Origin of the sequence: Microbulbifer sp., assembly GCF_036563125.1 — a bacterium.
In the GTDB taxonomy this organism is placed as follows: Bacteria; Pseudomonadota; Gammaproteobacteria; order Pseudomonadales; family Cellvibrionaceae; genus Microbulbifer.
The window spans coordinates 39,522-57,709 of the sequence record NZ_DATCMV010000065.1; the positions used below are offsets into that span (position 1 = coordinate 39,522).

An 18,188-nucleotide genomic window follows, 5' to 3' on the forward strand; every position below is an offset into this window, starting at 1 on the left:
CAATAGATATATTGATATACCATTAGAACAACAAATACAATTAAAACAACAACAATCCAGTCACCTCTTGGGGGCAGCCCATGGAAACCACAACAAAAACGGCCAAAGAACTCTACCTGGAAATCAAAGCCAACCCGGCGCGCAAGCGTTTCGGATTCGGGCGCAAGGCAGTTCTGGTCAATATTGACCCCCAGAAAGCCTACACTCGCACCGATCTTTTCAAGACCGCCTACGAAACCGACCCGAACCAGTTGCACTACGTAAACGAACTGGCAAAAAGTTTCCGCAGCAAGGGCTGGCCAGTGGTGTGGACCCACGTGGCCTATATGGACTCGGGCGAAGACGCCGGCATCTGGGGTACCCGTACCGACACCCCGGACTCCCTGCAGAATATCAAGTTTGACTCCACCCGCAGCGAGTTCGATGACCGACTTGAAATCGACCACAAGCGCGATGTTATTTACTGCAAGAAAATGCCCAGTGCGTTTTTTGAAACCCAGCTGCAATCCCTGCTGGTATGGCACCAGGTAGACACGGTAATCCTGACCGGCGGTTCCACCTCGGGCTGTATCCGCGCCACCGCAGTAGACAGCCTCTCCCGTGGCTACCGCACCATTGTTCCCGAGGAGTGCGTGGCCGATAAGCACGAGAGCTACCACTACGCCAACCTGACCGATCTCTCACTGAAATATGCCGACGTGGTGGACGTGGCAGAAGTCTTCCAGTGGCTGGAGCGAGGCGAGCAATGACAGCCGGCAACGCACAGAAACAGCAAAAGGCCGATCCCGGTTTCTACGATTACTGGCCCTATCACCAGAGACCCAAAATCACCTGGCCGAACGGCGCCAAGGTGGCGTTCTGGGTCGCGCCCAATATTGAATTTTACGAGCTGAATCCGCCGGCAAACCCGCACCGCAAGGCCTGGCCACAGCCGAACCCCGCGGTCCCCGGATACAGCATCCGCGATTACGGCAACCGCGTGGGTCATATGCGCCAGATGGCAGTGCTCGACAAATACGGGGTGCGCGGTTCCATCTCCCTGTCCACCGCCCTCTGCGATCACCACCCGGAAATCATCGAGCTGTGTCGCGAGCGCCAGTGGGAATTTTTCAGCCACGGCATTTACAACACGCGCTACACCTACGGCATGTCGACCGAGCAGGAGCGCGACATGATCCGCGATTCGATGGAAAGTATTTATCGCCATACCGGCCAGAAGTGTGCCGGCTACCTGGCGCCGGCCCTGTCCCACTCGGAAGACACCCTGGACCTGTTTGCGGAAGTGGGTACGGAGTTGTTCGGGAATGACGCCGGGTTTTATACCTGCGATCTGTTCCACGATGACCAGCCCACCCCGATCAACCTGCGCAGCGGCAAACGTTTTGTCTCGGTGCCCTACTCTCTGGAAATGAACGACACCATCGCCTATGTGGTGAACAAGGTGGAGCCGCGCCGCTACGGCCAGATGTTGAAAGAAAATTTCGACCGTCTGTATCAGGAAGGTGCTGAGAGCGGTACCGTCATGTGCATCCCCACCCATAACTACCAGGTGAGCTGCCCCCACCGGCTGCGCGCGTTCGAGGAGGCCCTCGAATACATTACCGGCCACTCCGATGTGTGGGTAACCACCGGTCGGGAAATTGCCGAATACTATCTGCAGCATTGTTACGATGCCGCGCGTGCTGACATCCAGGCCAAGGACGCATCTACCGAGCGCCCATTGGCCAGCGAAGAGGTAACCTGCCCATGAGCAATCAGAAAGGCCTGGGGCCGGAGCATCTCAACTATCCCGAACGCCACTACGGCATGGATCACACTCACTACGACTGGCAGATGCTCACCGATCGCCAGCCCGTGCAATGGGCCGAGGGCAAGCTCGCGCTGTGGGTGAATGTCAGCCTGCAGTTTTTCCCGCTCAACCAGCGCGGTATTCCGTTTCCACCACCCGGCGGCATGACCATGCCCTACCCGGACCTGCGGCATTTTTCCCTGCGGGACTACGGTAACCGCGTGGGCATCTTCCGTATTCTGCGCGCACTGGACCGCTACGGCGTGCGCCCGACGTTTGCGGTCAATGGCGAGCTGGCCGAGCGCGCGCCCTACCTGATGCACATGCTGCGGGAACGGGGCGATGAAATTATCGCGCACGGCTGGAATATGGATTGCCCCCACTACGGTGGCCAGCCCCGCGACCAAGAGCAGCAGCTGGTATGTAAAACCCTGGAATCCCTGCGGAAAGCAAGCGGCCAGGAGGTAACCGGCTGGCTGAGCCCGGGCAAGATCCACAGCGAAAACACCCCGGCACTGCTCGCCGAACACGGGGTGAAATATTTCTGTGACTGGGTCAACGACGATATGCCCTATCGCTTCCATACCGGCAGCGGTGATCTCTGGGCCATGCCACTGTCCACCGAGCTGGAGGACCAGTTCATCCTGCGCAACAACCTCCACTCGGAAACGTCCTACGCGGAGCAGATCGAAGATGCCAGCCGCTTCCTGCTTGCCGAGGCGCGGCACCAGGGAGGACGCATCCTCGCCCTCAACATCCACCCGTGGATGCTCGGGCAGCCGCACCGCATCGGATATCTGGAGCGCATTCTCGAATTCGTTACCGCCCAGCACGGCGTGTTCAGCGCACCGGCCGGCGCCCTGCTGCAACAGTGTTCACAACCTGAATTCGAGCCGGCCTGAGGTGTGAGTGGCATTTGACATAGAATGTTATATCATTATGCGCTTTCGACCGGGTGAAGGACGCACATAATGGAAGCCGTAAACACACTGTTCAGCAAACAGCAGCTGGAATCCCTTAAGGAAGAGTCGCATGCGCCGCTCTATTACCAGCTGTATGCACTGCTGAAAAATGCCATTCTCAACGGCACCCTGGAGCGCGGCGACCAGATGCCGACAGAGCTGCAACTGGCGGATGCGTTCGGTGTTTCCCGAATTACCGCCAAGCGCGCCATGGACGAGCTGGCCAGCGAGAGTCTGGTGGAGCGACGCCGCGGCAAGGGCACCCACGTTACCTACGAATACAAGCAACAGCCGGTAAAAGCACCGCTGGTAGGTATGCTGCAGGAAATTGAAAGCATGGCGCGTCACTCCGACGTGGACGTGCGTACCTGCGAGATGCTGCAGCCGCCGGCGGAAATTCGCGAAGAGCTGGGACTCGGCACCGGCGAAACCGCACTACTGCTGGAGCGTACCCGCTCGCGCGATGGCGCCCCCTTCGGTTATTACGTCAGCTGGACTGCAGGACTGTCACGCAAGGTATCGGCCAAGCAATTTGCCAAGACTCCGCGACTGGAAATTTTCCGCAAACAGGGACTGGAAATTACCCATGTGACCCAGACCCTGAGCGCCGAGGCCGCCACCAGTGAGAGCGCCAGGGAACTGGCGACCACGGTGGGCGCACCACTGCTCAGCCTCACGCGCCGCTCTTACAGCAAGGTCAATGGCAAAGAGCAGCTCGTAGACCTGATGCACGTGCTCTACCACCCGGATCGCTTCAAATACCAGATGGATCTGAAAACCGACGAACTGTGAGCACGCTCAGGCCTCAATACGGCCGACGGGCGATGCAGGAGCAATGGCGTGCGGCCAGAGCTCCTCGCCCGGCCACCTCCCCTGCAGGTTTTTAAGTCGCACCGTCCACTCGCTGCTGCCCTGCCGCCAGCGGTATTCCCGCAACAGCCCCTGCACCAACTGATAAACCGCCCCGTTATCGTAGCGACCGCCAGAATATTCAAAACTGTCCAACCGCTCACCCGAGCCTGCAACCTCGACGGCTTGCAGAAATCGCACGCGGCGCTGGGAAACTTCCGGCTCAAACAGTTTTCCGGTCTGTGCCGGATCGTGAATCCACGGCACCAGAACCTGCGCCTCGGCATTTTCCTGGGCCGCCAAAACTCCCAGCAGCTGCCCCGCGAAAATACGTAGCAGCGGAAAATAGAGCGCAGCGTCAACGGCAACACCCCGAGTCGCCGCGCCGGCACGGCGGACGCGATATATGCCGCAACGATTGCCCTCCTCCGCGGCTCGATAACCGGCCACAGCAATCGCTTGCTGCTGGCCAGCGTCACACCAGCGCAACAGGCAGCGCTGAATACGCCCACTGGCAACCAGCGCGCGCGCCGAAATCACAACCGATAGCGCGGGAATCTCGCGCACGCTGCGTACCACAAACTTCTCGCCCGCCCGCAAAACAGCCCAACGTTCGGAAACCGGCACCGGCACCCCGTCACACAGGTATTCATACTCGCCCTGTGCAAGAGGCTGCCCCCCTTCGCCATCGCCCATCAGGCCACCTCTTCCGCGGTCATCAGCAATCGTTGGGTGGATGTGTGCGCGCGACTGCGCAGCAGATGCGTGTTGGCGGAGATCATTTTGTTGGCCGCTGCGCGGGGGTGCAGGGTGGCGATGGTGACCTCTCCGCACTGCAAGGTAACCAGGGGGTTATTGATATTGCCGTCGAAGCGGCGCTCCTGCCACGGCTGCATCAGGGTGAACTCCCGTTCAAGGGTGGCCAGCATCCCGCCTTCCGCTGCGTGAGCGGCGGCCGCGACACACACCCGGTTTTCCGCGGCACGAGCGGAAAACAGCAGTGGAAGATCGCGCTGCTTGCCGCCGCTCCCGGCGGTTTCCGCTCCCAGCGGCATCAGCAGGCAGTGAACCCCATCAAGCGCAACCATGCGTGCGAGCTCCGGATGCAGACTGTCGTCCCCCACCAGAATCGCAACACGCCCCCACGGCAAATCCGCCAGCTGCAGTGCACCGCCCCCAGGTGGCAATCCCAGCGGGCATCGGTGCAATTGCGGCTGGGCCATTCTACGGCCGCTACCATCCAGCAGCACCCCGAGATGCTGCCAACCGCTTTCACCCCTGTCGATAACACTGGTGCAGACCTGGATACCCTTGTCCCGGCAGACCTCCACCAACTGCGCTTCTGCCTCACGGCAAAGCGCCGCGGTGTGCGGCCAGTCTTTCGCCGCATCGCGCAGTGGGAAAATCGCCGGCAACAGCGCCAATTCCACATTTTCCGGCAGCGCACGCAATAGCTCTAGCGCACGCTCGACCGCCGCCCGCCCCTCGCCCTGCGGGTCTATCAACGCCACATCAACGCGCTCGGCAGCATGGGGAGCGGGGTCTTCCGCATCCATCGCCAGCCGCTGATAAATTGACGGCCTGCGCCGCGCCAGCGCCCCCAGACTCAACTGCAATCGCTCACCCCTCTCGGGAATGTTCGCAAATACCACTTCCTCCTGCCCACGCCTGCCAGCGGCAAGCGGGCGGCCATCCGGCCCCACCACCTGACTCTCACCGGCACCGTAAAGCAGCGCCTCGGGAATCGCCGTCATCGCACTGACCTGAGGCAACTCCGCAGCTGGCACCAGCGGCCCCACCTTATTCGCCGCCACCATAATCAGGCGGCTTTCCGCAGCCCTCGCGCGCACGTGGAGGCTGGCCTCGTCGAAGGCAAAGGAATTGAGGGAATTACACAGTATGTCGGCACCGGCCAGTGCCAGCCGTCTTGAAGGTTCAAAGCTGATGCCATCGCGACAGGCGATAAACCCGATTTTGCCAAGCTCGGTCTCCACCAACCCGCCAGCCCGGGTCGCCGGCACAAAGAAATCGTTTTCGTGCCCCATCAGGCTCTGCTTGTCCGCATCTCCGAGCAGGCTTCCATCGGGACCGTAAAGCAGAGAGGTCACCGTGATTGTCGGTGCCTCTCGCCGCAGTGACACGTTGATCAATATGTGGCTGCGGTAGCGGCGCGCGCGCTCGGCAATGGCAGCGAGAAAGTTCCCTTCCAGATCCACGGCGCACTCCCAGGCCTGCTGCCGGTCCAGATACCAGGAAATGTGATTGCAGAATTCCGGCAGCACCATCAAGTGCGCGCCGCCCGCGGCGGCCCTATCAATCATGCGCAGACAGGTATTTAGGTTTTCGGCAATGTCCGTACCTGTGGCGAACTGTAACGCGGCGACCTTTGGCATAGCGGCTCCCATCCGATGACAAGGTGAAAATCCATAGTGCTTACTTTTTGCTTGCACAACCAATTGTACTATTGATATATCTTTATTACACTGATCCAAACCACGTTTTCACAGTTGCATCGGGAACTCGCAGCATGGCCAACATCGTCATTACCGGCAGCACCAAGGGCATCGGCTTCGGCCTGGCCAAGGCGTTTCTCCAACAGGGGCACAAGGTCGTCATCAGTGGACGCAGCGATGCAAGCGTTCGCGATGCACTCGACCGCCTGCAGACTCCCGCCTGCAAATGCCAGGGATTTGCCTGCGACACCAGCGACCGCCAACAGGTGGAAGGCTTGTGGCAGTACGCACACGACTCCCTCGGCAGCGTCGATATCTGGATCAACAACGCCGGCCTCGCCCGCACTGGTTGGTCAATCCTGGATATCCCCGAGGATGAAATCGCGGCGATGGTGCACACCAACCTGATGGGCACCATCAACGGTTGCCGCGTGGCCGCAACCGGCATGCAGCAGCAGGGCCAGGGCAAGATATTCAATATGCTCGGTGGCGGCAGCGACGGAGAATATTTTCCCGGGATGGGCGTCTATGGCAGCACCAAGCGCGCGCTGGATTATTTTACCGATGCGCTGGGCAAGGAACTGAAAGGCAGCGGCGTGCTGGTGGGAAAAATCCGCCCCGGCATGGTCGTTACCGAGGCGATCATTCGCGAAGCGAAATCCAATCCGGAGCGTTTCGCCCGTTCACGCAAGTTCATGAACAATCTTGTGGATCAGGTGGATACGGTTTCCGCCTTCCTGGTCCGAAAAATGCTGGAGTGCAATAAAAGCGGCGTAAAAATCCGCTGGTTGACCGGCGGCAAGATGGCCACGCGTATGCTTGTGGGCATGGTCAAGAAGCGGGAAGACCAGTTCGCAAGGCACGGACTCTAGGCGGTACAAAAAAAATAACCGGGACTCATCCCGCTCAGGCGAGGCATTCGACTATGGCGCAACAACACTGGCTTGGCGTCCATCTGGCACCGAGCATCTCCCGCGGCAATTTCGCCACCTACCTGTTTGCGGTATTTATTTCTTCCGGCTATGCCGGTGCTCTGTCGGTGCTGCAGCCGGGGCTGCTACACGTTATGGGCATCGCGGCCGATACCCAGGCCATGCTTACCGGCTATCTCGGGGCCCTGCAGGAGCTGGTATTCATCCTTTTGCTCGGTGCCGCGGGGGCGCTGTCGGATCGCATCGGTCGCCGACCGGTATACGTATTTGGCCTCGCGCTCACCGGTATCGGCTTTGCCCTTTATCCCCACGCCAGCTCGATTGCCCAGCTCGTGGTTTTCCGCCTGCTGGTGGCAGTCGGCAGTGCGGCCATGATCGGCATGATGGTGACAGTGGTGGCGGATTACGCGGACGAGAACTCCCGCGGTCGCGCCAACGGTCTGCAGGCACTGGCCGCCACGCTCGGCGCATTTATTCCACCGCTGCTGGCCACCCTGCCGCGAGTGTTTACCGGTAAAGGTCTGGATGAGCTGGCCGCACAGCAGTTGACCTTCGCCGTCGGCGGCGCACTGGGCCTGCTTGCCGCGGTCATCGCCTTTGCGGGACTGGCGCCGAAGCTGCTCAACGCCGCCGCCAGCACACGGGAATCCATCAAAAGCACCCTGCTCGGCGGCCTGCGCGCGGCACGCGACCCACAAACCGCCCTGTCCTACGGTGCCGCGTTCATTTCCCGCGGCGACCTGGCGGTGACCGGTGCCTTCATCTCGCTGTGGCTGGTGCAGTACGGCACCCGTGAACTCGGACTCAGCGCCAGCGAGGCCATGTTCCAGCTGGCGGTGCCCAGGGTACTGGCGACGGTAGCCGGCGCCCTGCTCGGCTCCATGATGATGGGATTCATCGCCGACCGCACATCGCGGGTCACCGCTGTAGCCATGGCCTCGGGACTGGCCGCCGCGGTCTACAGTGCCGTCTTCCTGGTTTCCGACCCTTCCGCCAACTGGGTGGTTGGCCTGCTGTTCGTGATGGGTATCGCCGAGATCAGCGCCTTTGTCAGCAGCCAGGCACTGGTTGGCCAGCAGGCACCGGAAGCCTACCGCGGTGCGACCATCGGCTTCTTCGGCGTCGCCGGTGCCTTCGGCATCCTGCTCGGCACATCCGGCGGCGGCGTGCTGTTTGCAAAAATTTCTCCGAGTGCCCCTTTTGTACTATTCGGTGCACTCAATTTTGCGGTATTTGTGTGGAGCCTGTGGCTTCGCCAGCGACTGCACCAAGGCACCCCGGAGACCCAACAGGTACCCGGATCTGCAATTTCAACCAGCCAATCATGAGTTATTGATATGGAAAACGCACAAAACCTGACCAAAGAATTTGCCGCGCATCTGGGCGGTGATACGCATATCGATACCAGTGAAATCTTCAACGCAGTCATGGCGACCCGCGATGCCATTTGGGAAATGATCCAGGGCAGCCTTTCGCTGAAAGAAGACCTTCGCTGCGAAGACCTGCGCAACTTCAACGACCTGAATGGTGAACATGTGGGCCGTATGCGCACCTTCACCGGCGACGAGTCACCGGTGGACTGGGTAATCCACTCCAACATCGGCACCCCGCAGAAAACCTTCACCAACATCCACCTGACGATCTACATGGACGACAGCGTGGACATTCCCCACCTGGGAATGGCGTTCGGCACCCTGCCGGGGGCGTTTTTCTATATCGACCCGATGCCGCGCTATGAGCCGGTTTCCTACCCGGACTACTTGCAGAAATATCTCGTGCCGCTGAACAACATTTACATGGAACTGCAGAACGATCTGTTTGAAGCCGACATAAAGCCGTTCAATGCCGCGATGCCGTTTATCCGCTCTTCCCTCTCACCGGTAGCCCTGGCCGGTGTGGTACCGCTGGAGTTCTACCGCACCAAGGTCGAGCCCAAGATTTTTGCCTATGTGGATCACTGGCTGAGCCTGGTGCACGCGGCAAAACCGGTGGAATCGGCAGAAGTACGCGCGCAACTGAAACAGCGCGACCAGCTTGTACGCCGCAATATCGTGCATCTGGACCCGGCCAACCCGATTGCCGAACGTCTGGTCGGTAAACCGCTGGCGGATCGCCTGGTGCGCATCCTGTGCGCCGAAGAGCGCTCCTGATCATGCTGCAACCGCTGTTTCGAGGCCCGAGCCATGCCTGAACCATTGCGCCAATTGCTCGCAAGGGGCACCGTGCTGTCGGTGCCGGGCATCTACGATGGGCTCAGCGCCCGGCTGGTAGAACTGGCGGGCTTCGAGGCGGCGTTCCTGTCCGGAGCCTGCCTGTCGTTTGCGCGCTTCGGGCGGCCGGACATGGGGCTGGTCAGTGCGGCCGAGGTCGCAGAATCCGTGGCAGTGATCCGCGAGCGCACCGAACTCCCACTGATCGTGGATATGGATACCGGCTTCGGCAACGCCCTCAATGTGAAGCGCACCGTCGCCACCTTCGAGCGCGCCGGGGCCTCGGCCCTGCAGATGGAAGACCAGCTGATGCCCAAGCGCTGCGGCCATATGCAGGGCAAGCAGGTGATCAGCAGCGGGGAAATGGTCGGCAAAATCCATGCGGCGCTGGATGCACGGCACAGCAGTGACACGCTGATCTTTGCGCGCACCGACGCGCTGGGCGTACACGGTTTCGAAGACGCGCTGGAAAGAGCCGAGCGCTATCTGGAAGCCGGTGCCGACGCGATCTTTGTCGAGGCACCGAAAACGGTGGCACAGATGCAGATCATCGGCGAACGGTTTGGCCATCGCACGCCGCTGATCCACAACCTGGTGGAAGGCGGAAACTCTCCGGTGCAAACCCTGGAGGAGCTCCAGGCGCTGGCTTATCGGGTCGCCCTCTACCCCGCCTCCCTGTTGCACCTGTTCATCCCCGCCGCCCAGAAAATGTTGGCTGAGCTGCGCCAGTACGGCCATGTCCAGGGCCTGCGCAACCAGATGATCGACCTGACCGCCGTGAATAGCCTGCTCGGCGCTGACGAACTGCTGGCGGCGAGCGAAGAATACCAATTCGATTAATCGGTACCGTTTTATGAGCCGTGACTATCCACTTCCGGAACTCACTAATTACATCGGCGGCGCCTTTGCCGCCCCCGCCATCAAGCGCGGACAGTATCTCTGCGACGCCAACACCGGCGAACCACTGCAGGAGCGCCGCAACAGCGATATGCACCAGGTGTCGGCCGCGCTTGAGGTGGCAGACGAGACCCATAGCGACGGAACCTGGGAGGAAACCCCCGCCCAGAAACGCGCCGCGCTGCTGGAAAAAATGGCCGAAGAGCTCGCGGGCGAGGAGTACGCGGAAACCATCAGTGTTGCGGACAGCCTTACCTCCGGTGCGGTGATCCGCACCACCCGCAAGATGGCGAAAATTCTTCCGCTGGTATTTCGCGGCGCTGCCGCCTATCTGCGCCAGGGGCACCTGGATCGCAAGGTACCCGGCCCCTGCGGGGAGGTGGAATACCTGAGACGCCCCTGGGGACCGGCACTGCTGATCGCCCCCTGGAACGGCCCCACCGCCATCGGTTCGCACAAGGTGGCAAGTGCCCTGGCCGCCGGAGCTCCCTGCATTTTCAAGCCGTCGGAATTCACCCCGCACTCGGCCATCATGATGGCGCGCGCGGCACATCGCGCAGGCCTACCCGAGGGCGCATTCCAGCTGACCCTGGGTGATCGCAGTGTCGGGGGAAAAATGGTGGAAGACCCGCGTATCAAGGCGGTCTCCTTCACCGGCGGACTGGCTGGCGGCCGCGCCATTGCTCGCGCCTGTGCCGCCGACTTTATTCCCACCCAACTGGAACTCGGCGGCAACAACCAGCTGGTGGTTTTCGAAGACGCCGACCTGGACAAGGCTGCCACCGGTATCGTCTACGGCCTCACCAACCTGAACGGCCAGTGGTGCCGCGCACTCGGTCGCCTGCTGGTGCACGAAGCGGTGAAAGACGCACTGCTCGACAAGGTGCTGAGCCTGCTGTCCGGCTTCCGCCTCGGCCACTCCCTCGACGAAGCGAGTGATATGGGACCGCTGGTACACCGCGGACATTTCGAACAGATATTGGCGGATATCGAACGCCTGAAGGCGTGTGGCGGACACGTGCTTTCCTCCACCCCGCTGCCTGATCTGAAAGGCAACTTCGTGGCGCCGACACTGGTGGACGGTTGCCAGCCGCAAGACACCCGCGAAGAGGTTTTCGGGCCGGTGGCCGCGGTACACAGTTTCCGCGATGACGACGAGGCACTGGCGCTGGCGAACGGCACCGATCTGGGTCTTGCGGGTTACGTGTACAGTGAAAATACCGCGCGCGCATTCGCGTTTGCCCGACGCATGCGCACCGGTGGTGTGAAGATCAACGGCTACAGTCTGCTGAGTATCGGCGAGGGAACACCGCGTAGTGCCTGGGGGCTGTCTGGCCTGGGAGAGGAAGGTCACGCCCAGTCGATCGAGTTCTTTACCGGGGCGCGGGTAATTGGCGTTTCACCACAGGATCTGCTTGGGGGGCGTTAACGCCCCCTCTTCGCTCGTATTGGCCTGGAGACTTCCGAGCCCAATCAATCAATCAGCGCGATTTCTTCCAGCTGTTCCGGCTGTGCGATTTCGATCACCGCCTTGGAAAACTTCGGCGGCCCGAAACGGGGCACATGGCCGTTGGACAGCCCTACCGGCTCCTTGGGAATGCCGACGAAATTGCGATCCATTTTGCCATTGGCATTGTTGTCGTGGTGTACGCTGATGGCGTACTGGCCATAGGGCAGGCTCAGCCCCACCTCGAGCTTCCCATCCTTGAGATTTTCAAGACCCACCTCCTCCGCATAAAACTTGCTGTCACCGAGGAAGGTGTCTTTTGAGTCGTACACAGAAATGTACAGCTTCCCCACCTGGGAATGGATATTGGATACGGTCAGTTTGACGTTCGCGGTTTCCGCGCTGGCCAACGCCACTCCAGAGGTGAAAACCAGTAGTGCCGTGCGACAGAAACGAAGCCATGGATTGATCATCGGTCAGCTCTCCTTGAGGTCGAGAAATGGCGGCCCACTTGATACGCACAATTCGCGCAATCAGATGAGCGGCGCCTGTTTTTCCAGCTGCAACCGGCGCCAGGCATCCGCCCGACCGCCGCTAGATGTGCCCAGCATCTCTCCGACCAATTGACCCACAGACATCAGTGCCGGCAGATCAATCCCGGTATCGAAGCCCATCTGCTCCAGCAACATCACCACATCTTCACTGGCCACGTTTCCAGTGGCCCCCGGCGCGAACGGGCAACCGCCAATGCCGCCCACCGAGCTGTCGAACTTGCGGATTCCCGCTTCGAGCGCGGCGTAGACGTTGGCCACCCCGAAGGCGCGGGTATCGTGGAAGTGACAGGCCAGCCTTGCCGCACTGTACTCCCGCGCCAACGCTCCCATCAACTGCGCTACCGCCCTGGGATTCGCCGCGCCGATGGTATCGGCGATGTTCACATCATCCGCGCCCATCGCAAACAAGCGCCCGGCGAGATCCAGTACCCTGACCGGATCGGTCGCACCCTCAAAAGGACAGCGCCAGGCGACCGCGATACAGGCCACCACACGCACGCCATCGACACGTGCAGCGGCGCAGATTTCCCGCGCCTGCAGTAACGATTCCTCAATCGCCATACGCACGTTGCGCTGGTTCATGGTCTCGCTGGCACATACCACCAGCACCACGGTGCTGGCGCCGGCGTCGCGCGCCAGCTGGTAGCCCTTCATATTCGGAATCAGAACCTGAAAATCTGCACCGGTGTTTGCAGGCAGCCCGGCGAGAACCTCATCGGTGCCAGCCATGGCCGGTACCGCTTTCGGCGACACGAACGCCCCCGCTTCCACCGACTGAACCCCGGCGTTGAGCAGCGCCTGAATCAGTTGCACCCGCTGCGCCACGGAAAGTACCCGTGGCTGGTTCTGCAGACCGTCCCGCGGGCCCACATCATTGATCAATACTTTTTCGCGCATGCTATCGCCTCCTGAGTTCAGCCCGCGTCGCCACTTTCCCGGAGCGCTTCGATATCTGCCTGGGTATAGCCACACAGTTCGCTCAGGATCTGGTCCGTGTGCTGGCCGATATGCGGCGCCGGCGAAAACGAATCTTCGTGGGTGCGCGACAGTTTGATCGGGTTACCCGGTGCCTTGGTGGTCTTGCCGTTGGGGTGCGCGATATCCACCACCATATTGCGGTGCAGTACCTGCGGATCGCTGAGCGCACGCTCGAGGTTGTTGATCGGCGCACAGGGGATACGCTGCGCCTCCAGCTGCGCCAGCCACGCATCGGTGGTATCGGTGGCGAAGACCTCAGCCAGCTTAGCGTCGATGAAGTCCTTGTCGGCAAAACGCCCCGGTTGGCCGTCGTACTTGGGATCATCGAACTCCGGCACGTTTACCACCGGCTTCAGGTTTTGCCAGAAATTGTCGGTGATCACCGCGATGATGACGAAGCCGTCGCTGGTCGCATAGCTGTTGTAGGGCACATGCACGAAATGCGCGTTGCCGATGGGATAAGGGTTCTTGCCGCTGAGGAAGAACATGGTGGCCATATAGTTCAGCATGGAAATCTGGCAATCCACCATGGAAATATCCACGTGCTGGCCGCGACCGCTGGTGGCGCGCTCGGCCACCGCCGCGAGAATACCCATCACCGCAAACATGCCGCCGCCCAGATCGCCAATCGGGATACCCGCACGCACTGGATTGGCCGGGTCATCACCGGTAATCGACATGCCGCCACCATAGGCCTGGGCAACCTGGTCGAACGCCGGGCGCTTGGCGCCGGGGCCGTCGGAACCAAAACCGGAGACACAACAGGTGATAATGCGTGGGTTGATGTGACTCAGCGTGTCGTAATCAACACCCAGCCGCTCGGGTACGCCCGGGCCAAAATTGCTGATGACCACATCCGCCTGCTTCACCAGGTCATAAAATACCTGGCGACCGCGCTCGCTCTTCAGGTTCAGCGCCACACTGCGCTTGTTGCGGTTGAGCGTCAGGTAGTAAGCGCCAAATCCGTCGATGGAGTTTTCCGGGTCATTGGCCAGAAGCTTGCGCGTCCCCTCCCCCGCCAGTGGTTCCACCTTGATCATGTCCGCTCCCAGGTCGGCGAGAATCATCGCACCATAGGGGCCAGACAGCATGTGGGTCAGATCCAGTACACGAATACCATGCAGAGCCTTGTTCATTGGCCGCTCCTTCCAAAGTCAACTATCGGATCACAAAAGGTCTATTGTTATAATATTAATACTTTAAAGGCGGCAGTGGTAGCTCCGCGCGGGAGTTGCAGTCAGGTAATTTTGGGCGGGAAAAATAAAAAAGCCTGCGGCAGCGCGAGCCACCACAGGTCAAACACAGATCACAAGATCTAAGATTAGATGGACTTGCCGGTTTCAGGATTTACCGGCGTCTTCCAGAAGACATACATCAGACCAAAGTAGCTGAGCAGAATTGTCGTTGCTGTTACCGGGAATTCGAGATAGTAAACCCACGGTTCGCGGAACACTTCCCACAATACAGCCTGCTCAGGCAGATACCACATGACACCACCCACGGCGATGGCATAGCGTATCGCCAGGCCCGCTTCTTTCTGCTTGAACTGCTTGGCAACGATGATGGCCGACCACACTGCAACTGCGCCAAAGGCGACATAGTTGGCCACATGGTGGAGACCGAAAATTCGCTCGTCATTGACGGCCAACATCAGCGTGTACATAAACCAGTTGACGAAGAACAGCTCGGTTGCCGCCACACGCGCATACTGTGGCTTATAGCCGGTGGTGGGCTTGCCCGGGCGCAGGCCGAACAGTTTGCGTACCCACAGGATAAGGCGACAGCGGATGTCCTTGTTCAGCCCCATGTAAATCATCAGCATAAAGCAGAACAAGGTGCTGCTCTGCAGGAATACATGCTCACCCATAAAATAAGGACGGGGAATGGATTTGTCACCGGAGAACAATGCGGCGAGATCATCCTTTACCAGATACTGGGGACCAGCCTCGGTCATCGCCAGAGCAAAGTTGTTTTCCCCACCGATAAAATGCAGATACATCTCAAACCAGAACACCCAGATCAGCGAACCACCGACGAAGCCCATCCAGGTTCCCCGTACCTCGTTCTGTTCCAGGCCCTTCCACACGAGAACCATCCCCAGAAGGCCGATCACAAACGCCACGGCGTAGGAGATCATCATCGGGATTCCTGCATAGATCAGCGTGACGAGAAAAATATGGGCGGTCATTTTCTCCAGCACGATCCACACCAGTGCCAGTAACCCAAGGTAGGGGGCGCTGTAAATGCGGGATTTTGCGTTGGAAGGAGACTCAATCGCGGCGACGGTCATTGCAGCTACCTCTTATTATTACTGCTTATATTTACTGCGGTTAGATTCACTCTACGAACGGCAAGTGTTGGAACACAGCCGTTACGGCAGACTCTCTTTGTAGCGCTGAAACGCCCGCGACACAAGGTCGCGGGCGTTTCATCTTGCATCAGAAGTTGTAGCTGACGCGCAGACCGGCAGTACGCGGTTCGGGCAGGATCAACTCACTTGCTTCCGGAGTAAAGGCTCCACCCGGAAGAAAACCGTAGTTGACGTTGCTCAATCCGGACTTCACCTTGTCATCGTCCAGCAGGTTGTTGACGTACAGAATGACATTCAGCTTGTCAAAGCTTACGCCACCCTGGAAGTCCACCAGCCAGTACTCCGGCAGCCAGGCATTGTTGCCACGATCGATATAACGCTCGGACTCGTAGGTACCCAACAGCTCGGTAAAGTAGCCGGCGCCGTTGGCAAACTCACCATCGTAGCGAATCGACAGCAACCCGGAGTGCTTGGCGGAGTTCGGGAACTGCAGGCCCGAATAATCACCGTCTTCTGTGCCGGTCCAGAGTTTGTCGAGGGTGCCCGGACGGCCCACATCGGCGATGGTGTAGTCGTCCACCTGGGTATCGCTCAACACGTAACTGGCCAGGAAAGTCCAGTTGATGGAAGGCCGGTAAACCGCACTCAGTTCAACTCCGCGCATCGAACTGGCACCGGCATTCGTAACCACGGTATTGGTGGTGCCTGTCGCTGGATCGGTGACGAAGTGGGAAATCTGCTGATTGGTGTAATCGTAGAAATACGCTGAACCATTCAACTGCAGGCGGTTCGACAGCACATTGCTCTTGAAGCCGGTTTCATACACTACCAGCTCTTCCGGCTTGTACTCACCGGTGGTGATGATGCCGTCACCATCGTTAGTGGACATGCCACCGGGCTTGAAACCTTCCGCCAAAGAAGCGTAAAGCATCAGGTTATCCGCCGCCTGCCAGTCAAGGCTCAACCTTGGCACAAAGGCACTGTCAGTGCGGGAATAGGTTTGGTATTCGGGCGTGGCCGGCATGAACGTGACCGGATCGAAATATGGAATACCCATAAAGCCATTGAACTGGGTACTCAGCGGGAGACTCCTATAGTCGATATCCTCTTCGAGATAGCGCCCTTCCGCGGTCACGCGCCAGTCGTCGGATAGGTTATAGATCATGGAGAATGCCACAGAGGTGTGGTCAGTATCGCGGGTCATGGGAATGGGCAATGGAACCGGTGAGGTGCGGTGATCCACCATACCGAACCCGCCCATGTACTGGTCCATAAACGCATCCCAGAACTCCTTGTCGACACCGTCACGCAACCACCACTGCTGGTTCATGACGGCATCCATGGATTCGGTCCAGTACAGCGCGCTGGCCAACCATTCCAGATCGCCACTCACACCGGAAATACGGAATTCCTGGCTGAACTGCTTCATGTCGAAGCTGGTATCACTGTTGGAGTTAACCCCGTACTGGGTAAACTCACCTGGGTAGCCCGGCGGTACAAACATTCCGGAGCCCGGACCCAGGGACTCAAGGGTAAAATTCGTGCGGTCGAAATCGACCTGGGTGCGCGAATCGTTGTAGTGCATACCGGTGAGCGACACCAACTCAACTTCATTGATGTTGTATTTGAGTTCGAGAGAAGAACGCACACCGCGCATTTCGGTACCGGGGAAATCTTTTCCGGTTAGCGGGTTTGGCGACAGGTCAATCTCGCTCTCTTTGGCGCTCCCCATTTCACCTACCAGTACCGCGCCGCAAGTAACCTGCTGGCCGACAAGGTAGCCGTAGGGGGCAGCGTTCGCACAGTCTTCTGCGGTGCTGCCGCTACCTGGAATCGGACGCACTTCCGCGTTCGGGCCAACGGAACCCAGCAGGGAGAAATCAAACGGCGCGGAGCCAGTATGTAAGACAGATTGACGCTGAACGATGGGGCGCTGGCCGTATTCCGCCTCGCTGTACTCGCCGCGCCAGAACGCAGAAAAATTATCCGTCGGAGTCCAGTTAACGGCGGTAGCAATCCCCGAGGAATCAATTGTCCCCAGGTCACCACCGGTATTCGGATTATCGTAAAAGCCGTCGAAGTCGGTTTTCGCAACGCTGACAGAAGCTGCAAGCACACCCGGAATAATCGGCTGGCTGGTGCTGGCCTGAAGCTTGCTGAAACCGTACTCGGTCATATCCGCCGCAACTTTGCTCTCAGGCGTGTCGCCCGGGCGCTTGGTTACGTAATTGACGGCACCGGAGAAAGCGGAACGGCCATAGACGGCACTTTGCGGCCCCTTGACCACTTCCACCCGCTCCAGATCAAACAGATCCAGGTTCGGACCCGCGCCGCTACCACCAACGGTCAGGGATTCAGAAGACACATCCACACCATCAACCAGCAACGCCACGTTAGAGCGTCCGCGGGTATTTGTCAGACCGCGCAGACTAATGCGCGTATCGCTGGTATAGAGCCCGGTCTCATAAGTGAGACCCGGGGTATAGCGCGCAACACCTTCCAGCGCGCCGATGCCTTTTTCTTCCAGCTGTGCTGCGGTCAGTACGTCTACCGCAATCGGCACAGTCTGCAGTGACTCTTCACGCTTACGCGCCGTCACCACCACTTCTTCAATGGCAAAGTCATCACCTCGTAGGGCTTCGACCTCTCGATTATGTTCACTTTGTGCCACAGCGCCCTGCACAGCAACGCAGGTGGCGACAGCGAGAGAGAGTTGATTTCTACTAAACATGGCCCCTCCAATAATTTTTATTCGGATACCGCTTGTCACCTGGCAAATCTGATACAGCTTTTGATCAGCCATCCA

Annotated in this window: 16 protein-coding genes; 9 read left to right on the forward strand and 7 right to left on the reverse strand. The window is 59.4% G+C overall.

Annotation, left to right across the window (positions count from 1 at the left end; all coding sequences use genetic code 11):
• The first annotated feature begins 80 nt into the window (after positions 1-80).
• From VIL80_RS05195 to VIL80_RS05210, 4 genes are all read left to right on the forward strand, one after another.
• Positions 81-749 (forward strand): isochorismatase family protein, encoded by a 669-nt coding sequence (locus VIL80_RS05195; protein WP_332035087.1) that lies wholly within the window; start codon positions 81-83, stop codon positions 747-749.
• Entirely contained in the window at positions 746-1,750 is a 1,005-nt protein-coding gene (locus tag VIL80_RS05200; protein ID WP_332035088.1) for a polysaccharide deacetylase family protein, read from the forward strand. Before VIL80_RS05195 ends, VIL80_RS05200 begins: the two co-directional genes overlap by 4 nt.
• The gene (locus VIL80_RS05205; RefSeq protein ID WP_332035089.1) at positions 1,747-2,691 is read left to right on the forward strand and encodes a polysaccharide deacetylase family protein; all 945 of its coding nucleotides are present in this window, start codon (positions 1,747-1,749) and stop codon (positions 2,689-2,691) included. Before VIL80_RS05200 ends, VIL80_RS05205 begins: the two co-directional genes overlap by 4 nt.
• A 69-nt stretch (positions 2,692-2,760) precedes the next feature.
• Positions 2,761-3,543, forward strand: coding sequence for a GntR family transcriptional regulator (locus VIL80_RS05210; RefSeq protein ID WP_332035090.1), 783 nt, complete (start codon positions 2,761-2,763; stop codon positions 3,541-3,543).
• Positions 3,544-3,549: 6 nt separating this feature from the next.
• Here the strand turns inward: VIL80_RS05210 and VIL80_RS05215 are convergent, their stop codons facing one another.
• Positions 3,550-4,296, reverse strand: coding sequence for a hypothetical protein (locus VIL80_RS05215; protein ID WP_332035091.1), 747 nt, complete (start codon positions 4,294-4,296; stop codon positions 3,550-3,552).
• The gene (locus VIL80_RS05220) at positions 4,296-5,993 is read right to left on the reverse strand and encodes a nitrilase-related carbon-nitrogen hydrolase (protein WP_332035092.1); all 1,698 of its coding nucleotides are present in this window, start codon (positions 5,991-5,993) and stop codon (positions 4,296-4,298) included. Before VIL80_RS05220 ends, VIL80_RS05215 begins: the two co-directional genes overlap by 1 nt.
• Positions 5,994-6,127: 134 nt before the next feature.
• Here VIL80_RS05220 and VIL80_RS05225 point away from each other — a divergent pair, with 134 nt between their 5' ends.
• The 5 genes from VIL80_RS05225 to VIL80_RS05245 are packed head-to-tail and all read left to right on the forward strand — an operon-like array spanning position 6,128 to position 11,521.
• Positions 6,128-6,925, forward strand: a complete 798-nt coding sequence (locus tag VIL80_RS05225) for an SDR family NAD(P)-dependent oxidoreductase (RefSeq protein WP_332035093.1) — start codon at positions 6,128-6,130, stop codon at positions 6,923-6,925.
• A 53-nt stretch (positions 6,926-6,978) separates the two neighbouring features.
• Positions 6,979-8,313, forward strand: a complete 1,335-nt coding sequence (locus VIL80_RS05230) for an MFS transporter (RefSeq protein WP_332035094.1) — start codon at positions 6,979-6,981, stop codon at positions 8,311-8,313.
• 9 nt (positions 8,314-8,322) lie between these two features.
• Positions 8,323-9,135 carry a hypothetical protein gene (locus VIL80_RS05235; protein ID WP_332035095.1) on the forward strand — a complete coding sequence of 271 codons (813 nt, stop codon included), beginning with the start codon at positions 8,323-8,325 and terminating at the stop codon, positions 9,133-9,135.
• 33 nt (positions 9,136-9,168) lie between these two features.
• Positions 9,169-10,035: an isocitrate lyase/PEP mutase family protein gene (locus tag VIL80_RS05240; RefSeq protein WP_332035096.1), complete on the forward strand. Its 867-nt coding sequence runs from the start codon at positions 9,169-9,171 to the stop codon at positions 10,033-10,035.
• A gap of 13 nt (positions 10,036-10,048) precedes the next feature.
• Positions 10,049-11,521 carry an aldehyde dehydrogenase family protein gene (locus VIL80_RS05245; RefSeq protein WP_332035097.1) on the forward strand — a complete coding sequence of 491 codons (1,473 nt, stop codon included), beginning with the start codon at positions 10,049-10,051 and terminating at the stop codon, positions 11,519-11,521.
• Between the two features lie 44 nt (positions 11,522-11,565).
• On the opposite strand, the gene VIL80_RS05250 is transcribed toward VIL80_RS05245, so the two are convergent.
• The 5 genes from VIL80_RS05250 to VIL80_RS05270 form a co-directional block, all read right to left on the reverse strand.
• Positions 11,566-12,012: a DUF2141 domain-containing protein gene (locus VIL80_RS05250; protein WP_332035098.1), complete on the reverse strand. Its 447-nt coding sequence runs from the start codon at positions 12,010-12,012 to the stop codon at positions 11,566-11,568.
• A 60-nt stretch (positions 12,013-12,072) separates the two neighbouring features.
• The gene (locus VIL80_RS05255; protein WP_332035099.1) at positions 12,073-12,990 is read right to left on the reverse strand and encodes a hydroxymethylglutaryl-CoA lyase; all 918 of its coding nucleotides are present in this window, start codon (positions 12,988-12,990) and stop codon (positions 12,073-12,075) included.
• 17 nt (positions 12,991-13,007) lie between these two features.
• A complete protein-coding gene (locus VIL80_RS05260) occupies positions 13,008-14,207 on the reverse strand; it encodes a CaiB/BaiF CoA transferase family protein (protein ID WP_332035100.1) in 1,200 nt (399 codons plus the stop codon).
• A gap of 185 nt (positions 14,208-14,392) precedes the next feature.
• Positions 14,393-15,361: a hypothetical protein gene (locus VIL80_RS05265; RefSeq protein WP_332035101.1), complete on the reverse strand. Its 969-nt coding sequence runs from the start codon at positions 15,359-15,361 to the stop codon at positions 14,393-14,395.
• Between the two features lie 148 nt (positions 15,362-15,509).
• Complete coding sequence (locus VIL80_RS05270) at positions 15,510-18,113, reverse strand: TonB-dependent receptor (RefSeq protein ID WP_332035102.1); 2,604 nt, start codon at positions 18,111-18,113, stop codon at positions 15,510-15,512.
• Positions 18,114-18,188: the final 75 nt, after the last annotated feature.

What these genes read in the sequence shown, in the direction of transcription:
- VIL80_RS05240 (WP_332035096.1), top strand. Translation starts at nt 9,169, where the DNA reads ATGCCTGAACCATTGCGCCAATTGCTCGCAAGGGGCACCGTGCTGTCG.
- VIL80_RS05265 (WP_332035101.1), bottom strand. Translation starts at nt 15,361, where the DNA reads ATGACCGTCGCCGCGATTGAGTCTCCTTCCAACGCAAAATCCCGCATT.
- VIL80_RS05225 (WP_332035093.1), top strand. Translation starts at nt 6,128, where the DNA reads ATGGCCAACATCGTCATTACCGGCAGCACCAAGGGCATCGGCTTCGGC.
- VIL80_RS05255 (WP_332035099.1), bottom strand. Translation starts at nt 12,990, where the DNA reads ATGCGCGAAAAAGTATTGATCAATGATGTGGGCCCGCGGGACGGTCTG.
- VIL80_RS05215 (WP_332035091.1), bottom strand. Translation starts at nt 4,296, where the DNA reads ATGGGCGATGGCGAAGGGGGGCAGCCTCTTGCACAGGGCGAGTATGAA.
- VIL80_RS05245 (WP_332035097.1), top strand. Translation starts at nt 10,049, where the DNA reads ATGAGCCGTGACTATCCACTTCCGGAACTCACTAATTACATCGGCGGC.
- VIL80_RS05230 (WP_332035094.1), top strand. Translation starts at nt 6,979, where the DNA reads ATGGCGCAACAACACTGGCTTGGCGTCCATCTGGCACCGAGCATCTCC.
- VIL80_RS05210 (WP_332035090.1), top strand. Translation starts at nt 2,761, where the DNA reads ATGGAAGCCGTAAACACACTGTTCAGCAAACAGCAGCTGGAATCCCTT.
- VIL80_RS05270 (WP_332035102.1), bottom strand. Translation starts at nt 18,113, where the DNA reads ATGTTTAGTAGAAATCAACTCTCTCTCGCTGTCGCCACCTGCGTTGCT.
- VIL80_RS05205 (WP_332035089.1), top strand. Translation starts at nt 1,747, where the DNA reads ATGAGCAATCAGAAAGGCCTGGGGCCGGAGCATCTCAACTATCCCGAA.
- VIL80_RS05260 (WP_332035100.1), bottom strand. Translation starts at nt 14,207, where the DNA reads ATGAACAAGGCTCTGCATGGTATTCGTGTACTGGATCTGACCCACATG.
- VIL80_RS05220 (WP_332035092.1), bottom strand. Translation starts at nt 5,993, where the DNA reads ATGCCAAAGGTCGCCGCGTTACAGTTCGCCACAGGTACGGACATTGCC.
- VIL80_RS05235 (WP_332035095.1), top strand. Translation starts at nt 8,323, where the DNA reads ATGGAAAACGCACAAAACCTGACCAAAGAATTTGCCGCGCATCTGGGC.
- VIL80_RS05200 (WP_332035088.1), top strand. Translation starts at nt 746, where the DNA reads ATGACAGCCGGCAACGCACAGAAACAGCAAAAGGCCGATCCCGGTTTC.
- VIL80_RS05195 (WP_332035087.1), top strand. Translation starts at nt 81, where the DNA reads ATGGAAACCACAACAAAAACGGCCAAAGAACTCTACCTGGAAATCAAA.
- VIL80_RS05250 (WP_332035098.1), bottom strand. Translation starts at nt 12,012, where the DNA reads ATGATCAATCCATGGCTTCGTTTCTGTCGCACGGCACTACTGGTTTTC.